14 protein-coding genes and 1 pseudogene are annotated in these 12092 nt (G+C 62.3%); 2 read left to right on the forward strand and 13 right to left on the reverse strand.

Translation table 11 applies throughout. From position 1 onward, the window contains the following. Positions 1 to 87 precede the first annotated feature (87 nt). The gene (locus tag OCJ37_RS01850) at positions 88 to 1668 is read left to right on the forward strand and encodes an SDR family NAD(P)-dependent oxidoreductase (protein WP_263111999.1); all 1581 of its coding nucleotides are present in this window, start codon (positions 88 to 90) and stop codon (positions 1666 to 1668) included. A 48-nt stretch (positions 1669 to 1716) separates the two neighbouring features. Here OCJ37_RS01850 and OCJ37_RS01855 read toward each other — a convergent pair whose 3' ends face one another. From OCJ37_RS01855 to OCJ37_RS01915, 13 genes are all read right to left on the reverse strand, one after another. After that, positions 1717 to 2013 carry a hypothetical protein gene (locus OCJ37_RS01855; protein WP_263112000.1) on the reverse strand — a complete coding sequence of 99 codons (297 nt, stop codon included), beginning with the start codon at positions 2011 to 2013 and terminating at the stop codon, positions 1717 to 1719. 8 nt (positions 2014 to 2021) lie between these two features. After that, positions 2022 to 2447: a hypothetical protein gene (locus tag OCJ37_RS01860; RefSeq protein WP_263112002.1), complete on the reverse strand. Its 426-nt coding sequence runs from the start codon at positions 2445 to 2447 to the stop codon at positions 2022 to 2024. Positions 2448 to 2913: 466 nt separating this feature from the next. Further along, on the reverse strand, positions 2914 to 3381 hold the full coding sequence (locus OCJ37_RS01865; RefSeq protein WP_263112003.1) for a metallophosphoesterase family protein: 468 nt from the start codon (positions 3379 to 3381) through the stop codon (positions 2914 to 2916). A 171-nt stretch (positions 3382 to 3552) separates the two neighbouring features. Further along, positions 3553 to 3993, reverse strand: coding sequence for a DUF3592 domain-containing protein (locus OCJ37_RS01870; RefSeq protein WP_263112004.1), 441 nt, complete (start codon positions 3991 to 3993; stop codon positions 3553 to 3555). Positions 3994 to 4236: 243 nt separating this feature from the next. Beyond that, on the reverse strand, positions 4237 to 4635 hold the full coding sequence (locus OCJ37_RS01875) for a VOC family protein (RefSeq protein WP_263112005.1): 399 nt from the start codon (positions 4633 to 4635) through the stop codon (positions 4237 to 4239). Positions 4636 to 4734: 99 nt separating this feature from the next. Then, positions 4735 to 5376, reverse strand: a complete 642-nt coding sequence (locus tag OCJ37_RS01880) for a DUF2625 domain-containing protein (RefSeq protein WP_263112006.1) — start codon at positions 5374 to 5376, stop codon at positions 4735 to 4737. A 207-nt stretch (positions 5377 to 5583) separates the two neighbouring features. Beyond that, on the reverse strand, positions 5584 to 5931 hold the full coding sequence (locus OCJ37_RS01885; protein ID WP_263112008.1) for a nuclear transport factor 2 family protein: 348 nt from the start codon (positions 5929 to 5931) through the stop codon (positions 5584 to 5586). 212 nt (positions 5932 to 6143) lie between these two features. Continuing rightward, a complete protein-coding gene (locus tag OCJ37_RS01890; RefSeq protein WP_263112009.1) occupies positions 6144 to 6365 on the reverse strand; it encodes a hypothetical protein in 222 nt (73 codons plus the stop codon). 351 nt (positions 6366 to 6716) lie between these two features. Further along, a complete protein-coding gene (locus tag OCJ37_RS01895; RefSeq protein ID WP_263112010.1) occupies positions 6717 to 7208 on the reverse strand; it encodes a hypothetical protein in 492 nt (163 codons plus the stop codon). 17 nt (positions 7209 to 7225) lie between these two features. Continuing rightward, on the reverse strand, positions 7226 to 7720 hold the full coding sequence (locus tag OCJ37_RS01900) for a hypothetical protein (RefSeq protein WP_263112011.1): 495 nt from the start codon (positions 7718 to 7720) through the stop codon (positions 7226 to 7228). Positions 7721 to 7790: 70 nt separating this feature from the next. Further along, entirely contained in the window at positions 7791 to 8246 is a 456-nt protein-coding gene (locus OCJ37_RS01905) for a hypothetical protein (protein ID WP_263112012.1), read from the reverse strand. Positions 8247 to 9151: 905 nt separating this feature from the next. Next, on the reverse strand, positions 9152 to 9463 hold the full coding sequence (locus OCJ37_RS01910) for a DUF5076 domain-containing protein (RefSeq protein WP_263112013.1): 312 nt from the start codon (positions 9461 to 9463) through the stop codon (positions 9152 to 9154). A gap of 862 nt (positions 9464 to 10325) precedes the next feature. Continuing rightward, a complete protein-coding gene (locus OCJ37_RS01915; protein WP_184578063.1) occupies positions 10326 to 10559 on the reverse strand; it encodes a hypothetical protein in 234 nt (77 codons plus the stop codon). A 969-nt stretch (positions 10560 to 11528) separates the two neighbouring features. Here OCJ37_RS01915 and OCJ37_RS01920 point away from each other — a divergent pair. Continuing rightward, positions 11529 to 12041: pseudogene (locus OCJ37_RS01920) on the forward strand (phage integrase N-terminal SAM-like domain-containing protein); the annotation flags it as partial. Positions 12042 to 12092 lie beyond the last annotated feature (51 nt).

Genomic DNA, 12092 nt, shown 5'->3' on the forward strand with positions numbered 1-12092 from the left:
CGCGCCGCGTCGCTGCCTCTACCGCTGTCTTCGTCGGCGTTCTGCCGCGCCTTTCCACGGCTCGCCGCCGCTCATCCCGGATCCGTCTTGAACACCACCGCCTCGCCCTCCGCCACCGACGACCTGCCCCTGACCGAGCGCCTGCGCGTCGCCCTGGACCTGCTCGAAGCCATCGACGCCGACCGCAGCGTGCTCGATGCGCTGCCCGAGGCCGACCGCGTGCGCCTGCACCAGGTGGTGGCCAAGGTCTACCACCCCGAGCCCAAGGCGCGCCGGCAGCTGCTCAAGCAGCAGGCGCGCGAACGCCACCAGGAGAAGGTGCGCAAGGCCGAGGCGCTGCTCGAGCAGACCGGCATCCGCGCGCTGCGGCGCAAGCCGGTGTTCAGCACGCCGAACTATTTCCCGCCGCACGCTGCAGGCCTGCACGACGCCCGCAATGCCGCGACCGAAGAACCCGCGCCGGCGCATTCGCCCGAACTGCGCCACTGCTACGTGTGCAAGCAGAAGTTCACCCGGCTGCACCATTTCTACGACCAGATGTGCCCGGCCTGCGCCGAGCTGAACTACTTCAAGCGCACCGAGACCGCCGACCTGCGCGGCCGCGTGGCGCTGCTGACCGGCGGCCGGGTCAAGATCGGCTACCAGGCCGGGTTGAAGCTGCTGCGCGCCGGCGCCGAGCTGATCGTGACCACGCGCTTCCCGCGCGATTCGGCCGCGCGCTACGCGCAGGAGCCGGACTTCGCCGAATGGGGCCACCGCCTGCAGGTGTTCGGCCTGGACCTCCGCCACACGCCCAGCGTCGAAGCGTTCTGCAGCCAGTTGCTGGCCACGCGCGAGCGGCTGGACTTCATCGTCAACAACGCCTGCCAGACCGTGCGCCGGCCGCCGCAGTTCTACGCGCACATGATGGCCGGCGAGACCGCCGCGCTGCACGAACTGCCCGAGCACGTGCGCCGCCTGGTCGGCCACTACGAAGGCCTGCGCAGCCCGGAACTGCTGCCGGCCGCGTCGGCGACCACACTGCCGGCGGGCCAGGGCCACGGCCTCAGCGGCGCCGACGGCCTGACCCGCGCCGCCGAGCTGTCGCAGGTGCCGCTGCTGGCCGACGAGCTGCTCGGCCAGCAGCACCTGTTCCCGGAAGGGCGTCTGGACCAGGATCTGCAACAGGTGGACCTGCGCGGGCGAAATTCGTGGCGCCTGCTGATGGCCGAAGTGCCGTCGGTGGAGCTGCTGGAGACCCAGCTGGTCAACGCGATCGCACCGTTCATCATCAACGCGCGGCTCAAGCCGCTGATGCTGCGCACGCCCGAGCGCGACAAGCACATCGTCAACGTGTCGGCGATGGAAGGGCAGTTCTACCGCAACTTCAAGACCACCCGGCATCCGCACACCAACATGGCCAAGGCCGCGTTGAACATGATGACCCGCACCTCGGCCGCCGATTACCAGAACGACGGCATCCACATGAACAGCGTGGACACCGGCTGGGTGACCGACGAGGATCCGGCCGAGATCGCCGCGCGCAAGGTGCAGGAAGAGCGCTTCCATCCGCCACTGGACATCGTCGACGGCGCCGCGCGCATCGTCGATCCGATCATCCACGGCTTCAACACCGGCGAGCACGTGTGGGGACAGTTCCTGAAGGACTACGCGCCGACGGACTGGTGAGCATGCGCGGAGGCCATGTGCCGCCGGCCCCTGGAACCACTGCGCGAATCAGCCCGGCCGGCGCAGCCGGTTCGCCTTGAACAGGGTTCCAAGCCAGATGCCCAGCCGGCCGGCCATCCAGCGCAGGCCGAGAAACCAGAGGCAGGCGGGCCACACCAGCGCGGCGATGGCGAACATCAACAGCTCGAGGTCGAATGCCGTCATCGTGCCGGCCACGTAGCAATCCCCGCGAGGTGGGCAGCCCAGTTCCGCGTACAAGCGCTCGATCCGGTCGGAGAGCGCCAGCGGCACGTAGGCCAGTGCAAGCCACCACAAGGACTGGACGATGCGTTTGAGGATGGCCATCGTCGCCCTCAGCCGGACTGGTCGGCGCCGGCCGCGGAAGCGGACTGGTCGCTTTCGCGGCCCCAGAACTCCACCATGATGGTCATGGCGGTCCACACGATCAGCGTGGGCTGGACCTTGCCGGGGATGACATCGCGCCCCTTGAGGATGAGGTCGACCATGCCCGGGAACGTCAGCACCAGCACCACCGTATAGATCGCATAGACGACCCTGTGCCGGCTGCTGGAAATGAAGAGGATGGAAACGACGATGCCGGCGAGCATGGCCAGCACGACGCCGAACTGCCAGTCCTGAAGCCTCTCGGTACCGGCGAGGACCAGCCCCAGCACGGCCCCGAAGAACATGTTCATGCCGTTGAGGTTCGCCTGGTATTCGTCCTTGGACATTTTTCCGAGGCCGAGCTTGCCGAAGGTGCCGCCGAGCTTTTTCCACATAAGACATCCCCCTTTCCGTTGCGCAACGCAGATCGTCCATTCGCGGCTGCACCGGGTACCCGGCATGCGTGCGCCCCCGCGCGACATCTGCCTCTCCCGTCCCCGTGCCGATCAGCCTCCCGGCTCGCGGCCAACTCTAGCGGAGATTGGCGATGGCGGCAGCAGCGATCGCCGCGGTGCACTCGGGCGGCATGCCGCCATGCATCGGCGGGCGGGCGCCAGTGTGCCGGTGGAGCGAGGCGTCGGGCGTGGCTGGAGCCGCGGTCGCCAACGCCGCGAACGACTGCCGCGCGTGCGGATCGCGCAATTGCCGGTGAGCGCTCGATCCGGACGCCTGGCATCCGCACGGGCGATTGCGCTACCCACCGTTACGGTCGCGCCTGTGCCGTGTCCGCAGCGAGCGTGGCGCAGACCCGCGCTCCCGGGTCATGCATGGTTCCATGCTTGCGTACGGCCTGCCGCCGTCTCACACCAGATCGAACAGCTCGCCGCGGACGCCTTCGGCATCCAGATGCAGATAGCCGACGCTGATCGGCAGGCTGAAACGCCGCGGACCGGCGCTGCCGGGATTGACGTACAGCACGCCACCGCGGGTCCGCAGCAACGGCTTGTGCGAATGCCCGCTGACCACCACGTCCACCGACGCCGGTTCCCGTGCCAAGGTCTTCGGGTCGTGCAGCACGTGCAGGCGCACGCCCGCGATCTCGATGTCCATGATCTCGGGCAGCGGCTGCGCCCATGGCGCGGTATCGATGTTGCCGCGGATCGCATGCAGTGGCGCGATCGCGCGCAAGGCGTCGAGGATTTCCGGCTTGCCGACGTCGCCGGCATGCACGATCGCGTCGCAGCCCTGCATCGCCGCCAGCGCCTTCGGCCGTAGCAGGCCGTGGGTGTCGGAGATCAGGCCGATCCGCAAGGGCCGGGTTGGACGCATCGGTGCCATTCGCAACGGTGAGGTGCGTTAGCCTAACCGCGCAGGGCATAAAGGCATGTCGTCAGATGATCGCCTTCGGCTGCCGCCGCTCACGCGTGCGCGAACGGTCGAACCGTGCACAACCACCGCCATGGAGTTACCTCGATCGGCATCGGATGGCGTGGCGTGCGTTCAACGCCGTTGCTGCGGCTGGCCCGCGCCGCGGCTGCGGCGGACAACTCTTGCCACGCCGCCGATGCCGAATATCAGGCCCATCCCTCCCATGACCACGGGCACGCCCCATAGCGCGCCCGGATCATCGACGACGGCGCTGCCCGACGGCCACTCGGGCAGGTAACGCACCCGCACCGTCTGTCCCGGCCGATAGCCGGAGATGAAGCCGCCCTGGGGATAGGAGATTTTTTCGCCAGCCACCGTGGTGAAGGCGATCTCAGGATGCGCGCCGCCGGCGTTCAAGCGGCTGACGATGCCATCGGCGGTCTGTGCGCGAGCGAGGAATTCGCGCCGGTCAAGCGCGAGACCGACCGCAATACCCAGCAGGACGAGCCCGATCAGCGCGAACAGCAGGCCCAGCAATATGTTCCCGATACGGGACGCGGCGTCGTCGGACATGGTGGCTCGGTTCGTCCATGAAAGAAGGGGAGCAGGATAACAAGAAGCCTCGCTGGCGCATTTACGACGCCAACTCGAGCCGTTCCTTCGACCAGGCAGGCCGGAAGCGCCATCGCGTCGACCGTCGTTGCGCAACGAATGGCGCCCGATTGGTGGAGCGAACGAATCCGGGAAGCTGCCCGACCACTCGGTCGATGCACCGATTCTCGCGCTCGCTACAGGCCCCTGAGCGGCATCCCAGCATCAGGGTGTCGGGTTGAGGACAGCCTCGAGACGATGGCCGTCGGGATCGACGACGAACGCGGCGTAGTAGCTGTCCCCGTAGTCCGGACGCGGCCCGGGAGCGCCATTGTCCTGGCCGCCGTTGCGCAGCGCCGCCGCATGGAACGCGTCGACGGCAGCACGGCTAGCGGCAGCGAAGGCGAGATGGAATCCGGGGCCGGGCGCGCATGCATTCGCGCCGCGGAGCTTGATGGCCAAGCGGTCGCCATCGCCGGGCGGGCCATAGCCCACAGCCTGATCGTCGTCGCCCGGGGTCAGGTCTTCCCACACACGCACGTAGCCGAGCGGCAGAAGCGCGGCGTCGTAGAAGCGCGCCGAACGCTCGATGTCGGAAACGCCAAGGGAGATGTGGTGGAGCATAGGGTTGTGATGTCTCAAGGAGTAGGCGATCGGGAGAGCCGGCCGGACTGCCCGACCTTTCGCCGACGCTATCGCCTGCGAAGCTGCTACGGATCCAGCTCATTGCGCATGGCCGACCAGCTCCGTATTGAATGCGAATTGCTCCGCGACGTCCACCAGCTTGCGGGAACTGGAGGCAACGGAGCCCTCCTCGGTCGAAAGAAACGGAAAGAAGCTGAAGCATCGGTCGCCACCGGCCTGTTTCACGTCGGTTTCCCAGCCGTGCCAGCGCAAGCCTTCGTAGAACACGTCCAGTCGGTCGCTGAGCGTCCAGCACAGGAAATCTGAGTAGCCGATATCCAGGGCTTCCCACCGCAGCGTATCGGGCGCGAGGTAGTACATCGCGCCCAGATCGCTTCCCAGGCTGCCGCCGTTCAACGAGAAGAAGCCGCCCACCACGTCGTCCGCGACCAGCAGGTGGCCCGAAGACCGGCCGGCATTCCACCCGACGATGTCGCGCGGCAGTGCCGGATGTCCCGAGCCGAGGATGCGCAGCCAACCGTGATCGATCAACAGCCCGCCGGTCTCGTACGCGATGGCGCCCATCGGCGACCGTGTGGTGACCTGCAGGCCGACCAGGACGTCGCCGCGCCGCGGCGAAGGCGGGAGGAGCTCGAACGGACGGCTGGCCTCCGAAAGCCATTGCCTGACCAGCGGCATCGCCGGGTCGTCGCCGTCGAGCAGTTCTTGAAGCGTTCGCATGAATGTCCGACCTGTACGGAGCCGGCCCGCGAAGCGGGGACCGGCCTGGATGAGCTGTTGATCGCGAGCAAGGCGGCGATGGTCAACGCGTTGCGGCCGGCTAAGGATCCATCCGATCGTAACGTTCCCAGGACCGAAGAGTCCCCGTCGCCTGGTCGGCGGCTGGCTGCAATCTCGCGCTGCGCGGCGAACCTGATCCAGGATCGATCAGGGCTCGACCACGTAGGCATTCAACTCGGCCATCAGCCCGCCCTCGAAGCGCCACACGTCGCAATACGCATGCTCGGCTTCCTGCCCGTCCGATCCCTTCAGGGTGATGACGCCGATCGCGGCAAGGAATTGGCCTTCCGCGATCATCTGATGCACCCGGAACACAGGCGGTTCCTGGTATGCCTCCGCCATCCACTGGCGCACGGCATCCTTGCCCCTGAGCGTCCGGTCGCCTATGAAATTCCATACGGTGTCTTCCGTGCAGTGGCGCAGGAAGCCTTCGAAATCGCCGTTGGAGATGGCTTCATTGGCCTTTTCCAGGGTCTGCTTGTGCAAGTCCGACATCGCAATTCTCCGTCTGCCAAGTTACTTGCACAGTAGCTGTCCGGGCGTTGCGAGTTCGTCACGAGGCCCGCCATGTGAAGCATGTCGTGAACGGCGTCGGCCTGGCGAAGCCGAATGGCAGGTACAGGTCTTGGGCAGCCAAACCTGCTCGGCACGTTCTCGGTCGCGGGCTCAGGTTGAACGACGTGTCAGGGAGGATGCCGAGCACGCCGCTAATCCGGTAGAAGCGCGCCATTGCGCGCGATCTTTGCACCACAAGACGGACAAGACCAGCCCCCGAGCATCGCTTCCCGGCCGCTTGAAGGCTTGCGGAAGCGAGGCAACGCCGTGTTGCATCTAGGGCAGAACTTGCGGGGTAGCAGCAAGCCAAGCAGCAATACGGCCAGCCCACCAGCCAGGCCGGCAACAATCACTACCGCGATCAAGACTTCCATGAATCCTCCTGGCGCCAAGGCCGAATTGGCTGCACCGCGAAGCGGCGCCAGCTGAAACGAGCTCCTGGCCGCGCCACCAATATACGAAGCAGCAGATAACCACGACAACACACAAAGCAATTGCCCCCAACCAGCGTGGGGGAAAGGACAAGGTCGTGGTAGCGGATGCAGGAAGGAAGCCTGACTCAAGCTCCTAGCAACGATCTCATCCGCACCCTCGGCTATGTGGAGCATGGGTGGCGAGAAAGTTGACTCGTATTCCTCTTGGCTGAGCAACCTTGATGGTTGCGCCATGACGCCTAATACCTGAGTTAAGCCGCGCCGCGAAGCGGCGTCGGCTTGGACGAATTGTTAGCTGGCACCAGCGACCTCCCGCAGGGCCAGCGTGAGCGCTCGCAACTCTTCAGGATGGTAGCGGAAGTCCGCCTCCGCGTTGCTGGCGCCACGAGCAATCCAGTCTTCTCCAACCCGCTGGTACTGCTCCTTGGGAAGAGAGCTGTACTTTTCGTAGGGGTAGCGCAACTTCACGAAATTTCCACCGAGATCGGTAAAGACGCCTTCGTGGCGATCGGCGAGAGTGGACGAACCCACCCATTCTCCGGCGAGCCGCAGCACGGTGGCTTGGATTTCCTGCGGGAGTTGATTGAACAGCGGCAAGTAATGATGGCCGTGAGCCTTTTCGGCCGTGGCGCGCTCTACGACAACCTTGAGTAGCAACTCGAAGCCGACAAGCTGTAGTAGGTACGCTGAATCTGATTCGTCGCCTGCCGCCCGCAGCAGTTCAGCCGACGCGAAGCGCTTCTCGCTTTCCCGAAGCATCAACGAGTGCCGAACTGTCTCCATGCCAGCTAACGCCTGAATTATGCCGAGCCGCGAAGGGGCTTCGGCTTGAATGAATTGTTAGTGCCCGTCCCGGATAGGTAGACCGGCGCTCCTAGGGCGGAAGCGTACTGTCCCTGTGATTTGAAAGGCCAGTACGACATGTCTCCGGAAGAGCAGAGGTGGTGGAAGTAGATGCGGCCGGCTACGCCGAGCGTCAGGAGATTGGCAACGGCGAGAAGCGCGGATTGTGCGCGAGAAAGGACGGGCCATGAATATGGGAGTCCTGACTTGAGAAAGAGAACGCAGCGTGCGGCCACGTCTCTTTGAGCTTGCGGCAGTTCGTCCTTGCCGGTCAGGCGATGCTCCCGGAGGTCGCAGTAAAGCAGCCAGAGGAACTGGTTGTAGATCTCTCGGATCGCCGGATCTTTTGATCGCGGCACCGAATCGGCGAACTGGAAATTGGTGATGCGACCGCCAACAAGCCAGCGGGTTGACTCAGCCAAAGTTGCTCGAGCTTGCAGATCAACTGTCATAGGGTGCTGGCGCCCGAATTAAGCCGATCCGCGATGCGGGTTCGGCTTGAATGAATTGTTGGGAACTCACTCAGATGGCCCCACTGCTCAAGACAAATACTTGAGACGGTTGAAAATCCAGACAGGCGAGGAGAGCCGAGCGATGCTCGCCGGACGACGCGCCTAGTGAAGCGTGACCAACCCATAACGACGAATCAACTTGCTGGAGATGATAGCCACCAGTGCCACCATTGCTATAGACCGCGCGAACGAGATACGGGCTTGTTGCTCTGGGGCAAGAGAAATGCCAACGGCTAAATGAATCTACGTCATAGCTCTGCAGAGGCACGATGGGCTTAGCACGCAATTCTTCCATGGCCATGTCAAAAAGGGAAACCGGTACCTCAAATATATAATCGCGCGGTACCGGCTTAACGATTTTGGCGGTGTTTATGTTGGTCGCTGGAGCTCGCAGCCAAGACTCCGGCTGCTCGGCAGAAACCTGACTAACGACCAATGCGAGTGTCGCCGCTGCGAGAAGCTTCATGTGAGCCCTAACGCCTGAATTAAGCCGAGCCTCGAGGTGGCTTCGGTTTGAATGAATTGTTGGGCATGCTGCCAGCCGTAAGCAATCCTTCAAATGACCTGATTGCTGGAAGCACGTCCGGATGCAGGCGCACCCAACTCCTGCCCAGATAACCCATTACGGACCTACCGTCCAGTTCGTGGGCGAGATCATCAACAGTCTTTGCTGCCTGGAGAAGAGCGTGACAGTTGTGCATTACCTCCTCACTAACCTCGGCACCCGGCTCGCCCACTACGTCACCCCATTCTTTCTGGACAGCGGAAATTAGCTGGCCTGCAGCCTTTTCAAGATCCGTTCGATGCTTTGGCATGCCTAACGCCTGAGCTAAGCCGTGCCGCGAAGCGGCATCGGCTTGAATGAATTGTTAGGAAGCGCTTCTGCGCGACCTGCGATACCGCCCACCGGGAATGCCCGCGTACTGGTCGACCGATCGACGCCCATCCGAAGCCTCCACCGTAACCAAGAAGTGGGGGCCGGCGACCAGATCAGTGCCGAACCTAGCCGACAGAACTTTGATCTCTGCAGCGTCCAGATCGTGTCTCGTAGCAAGTTCCGGAAGCATATCCGCGTACTTTGGAATCGCGCGCCTCAGCTCAGCTGAAACCGGACTGCCGAAAGTCGTGCCGGTTAGAAAGTCCACGTCTATGTGGCCTTCTGGCGAGGCCGCAGCCTCTCCAAGGATGTCTGTGGAATAGATGCCCACCATGAAGCAGATCCCACTTGCCAGAGAGTCGGCAATGTTGTGTCCGAATGATACTAGCTCGCCAATCTTCATAGTCTCACCGCCAAGATTCCATCTGCGCTGCCTAACGCCTGAATTAAGCCGACCCGCGAAGCGGGTTCGGCTTGAATGAATTGTTAGCCTGCTATCCGTGACCATGACTAAAAGCGCCTTTGACATCAGACGTAGGGACGTCCAACTCGTTATGGAGTGACTTCAGGATGGCTGCAATGGTATCGGGTGCAGATTGACCGTGCTCCTCTTGGAGCGCATTGGCGATGTGACGAATGGTGTCTGCAAGGAAGATGCCCCAGGCAGGAGCCTCCTCACGGCCGTTGTCCCGCCACAGGCCGATCTTGATCGTACAGTGTTGTCCGCGCTCAGCGATCCAAGCGCTGAGCATTTGGATGGCATTGTCATCGCGTTGTGCGGCGGGCGGGATTACGAGAGATTTCATGGCAGGTCCAACACCTGAGTTAAGCCGCGCCGCGAAGCGGCGTCGGCCTGAATGAATTGTTAGGCCCCGCCCCCAGTGAGCGATGCCTCATATTGCGTCAAATAGTAATCGGTTGGATGGGCTGTGCCGGTTAGCACTACCTCTCCCGTAAAGCGATTGACGATGAGTGGGGCATTGCCGGCTAGGCGATGCACAAGCTCTCCTGTCTCGAGGTAGAGGCGCGATTCATAGAAGAACGCCCAGCCAAAGGACCGTTCAATTGTTGCCGAGTCAACGACAACAACATCACAAGCAGCCTCGTCCGCCGCAGTGGAAAGCCGAGCTTCAACCAGTGCTTGGGCTTGAGTACGAGTGAGCATCATGTGGGGCCTAACGCCTGAATTAAGCCGATCCGCGAAGCGGGTTCGGCTTGAATGAATTGTTAGGCCTCATCGCGGCCATCGCTAGTCTCCTCCACAAGCCGAGACTCCAAGAAGGCAGATTCGAGCGAAGAGTACCAGCAATAGTCGACGCCGAAGTTGGTGTGGGACGAGAAGACGAGCCCCCACGGATTGTCTGGCCCAAATCCATTGTCCGAATAGACAATTCCATAGTCATATCGCTGGCTTTCCGCAACAACCCAGGTTGGTAGTTGGAGGTAGTCATTGCTCCAATCCCAAGTTCGAAGCTCCATTCGCGGGGGAACTAGGAAGGAGCGAATGGCATCAGCTAATGCTGGATCAGAAATTCGCTCTATCTCAATCGAAACGAGAACCTGAACCTCTGTGGGCGATCGGGAAGACTTTGGCGAGAGATCAACTTTCATGAGGTCTAACGCCTGAATTAAGCCGCGCCCCGAAGGGGCGTCGGCTTGAATGAATTGTTAGGCCGCTGTTGCGCGATAGACAAAGTAGCCACCGACGCCAACAACCACCCAAAAAAGCAAGCCTACAACAGTGCAAATAGTGTCATCTGGCTCTGCCTCTGGTCTGACAGTGCGGACAAGAATGTAGCCGGTGCCTTGAATGGTGAGTTCAAAGAAGACCTCGAAAAGAATACGACCGACGACGCGGACAATTCCTCCAAGAGCTTCACCAGCGATTTCTCCGAGTGGCATGGTTGTCTCGTAAGCGGCCTAACGCTTGAATTAAGCCGCGTTGCGAAGCAACATCGGCTTGAATGAGTTGTTAGGCAGTGAGTGGCCGAAACGGTTGAGACCGCAACCGTGCTCCCCAGCACTGCCCGCCTGAGCCGAGTGTGCCACAGCTTGCGGGGTGAAGCTTGCACCGCAATGCCACGGGGCCTGTTGGCTCCGAAGCTAGGCGCAATGAGTGCCGCGCGGCAGTGACACGAAATGACGAAGCGACGGACTGTCCGATGCCAGTTACGGTGAGAACCCCTGTCCGGAGCCAACCGCGTGCGCGCCAGTGAACTGGTCGAAGATGCGAGCACCGATGCTGTTGCTCCACCACGGCCTAACGCCTGAATTAAGCCGAACCGCGAAGCGGTTTCGGCTTGAATGAATTGTTAGGTGCCATTGCTACGACCCGCGAATGCGAGGGCCACAGGCACCACCGACTCTTGAATGGAGTCTGCCCCAGCAATAGCAGCAGAGCAAATGCCGTGCAGTTCGGCCAGCTGGTGCACCGGTAGCGCAGAACGGTCTGCAGCATGTAGAAGACTGACCAAGAGATCACCGGGGTAAAGCTCTGCCGCGACCAATGGCTGGTTAGCCAATGCCTCAAGAGCGATGGGTACAGTGTGGGAAAGCGCAACAGTTTGACGAAGGCAAAATGCAATCTCACCCAAGCTCAACGACGAGAGCGACCTTTCCCGAAGCGAAAGGACTCGGTCACTAACGCCAGAACCGAAGTCAGGGCGCTCATCTAATGTTGGATCTGCCTCAATCAATCTCATGGCACCTAACTACTATTTGACCGCCTAAAAGCGGTGATGCGCCAAGTATCCGCCAACGCCAGGCGTCTGCAAAGAGGGGAATTCCTACGCTGCATCAATGACTTGCCGGATGGTGGCCGCGGCTCCGTACGTCAATGCTGGCTGCGTTATCCGACTTTCGAGCTGGCGTATGAGTTACACCCGTGAAGATGAAGGCGTAACGGCGCATCCACCGCCGAGGTTGCCGGAGCAGGTGCGTGGCCGGTTGCGGCTTCGGCATTACAGCCTGCGCACCGAGCAGGCGTATGTTGGCTGGATACGGCGCTTCATCCTGGCCAACGGCAAGCGGCATGCAGCGCGGATGGGCCAGGCCGAGGTCGAAGCGTTCCTGACCAGTCTGGCGACCCAGCGGCAGGTCTCGGCCGGAACGCAGAATCAGGCGCTGGCGGCGCTGTTGTTCCTTTATCGTGATGTTCTGGGTGTGGAACTGCCCTGGATGGAGAATCTGGTGCGAGCCAAGCGACCGCGGCGGATTCCGGTGGTGCTCTCGGTCGAGGAGGTCGCGCGCTTGCTGGTCGCCATGGAGGGGCCTTGCTGGCTGATGGCCGGGTTGCTCTACGGCAGCGGCATGCGGCTGCTGGAATGCCTGCGATTGCGGATCAAGGATGTGGACATGGTTCGCGGCGAGATCGTGGTGCGCGACGTGCGATGCCGGAATGCCATGAAGACCGCGGGAACCCACGGTCTTCATGGC

The organism is Xanthomonas sp. AM6 (assembly GCF_025665335.1).
Classification (GTDB): Bacteria; Pseudomonadota; Gammaproteobacteria; order Xanthomonadales; family Xanthomonadaceae; genus Xanthomonas_A.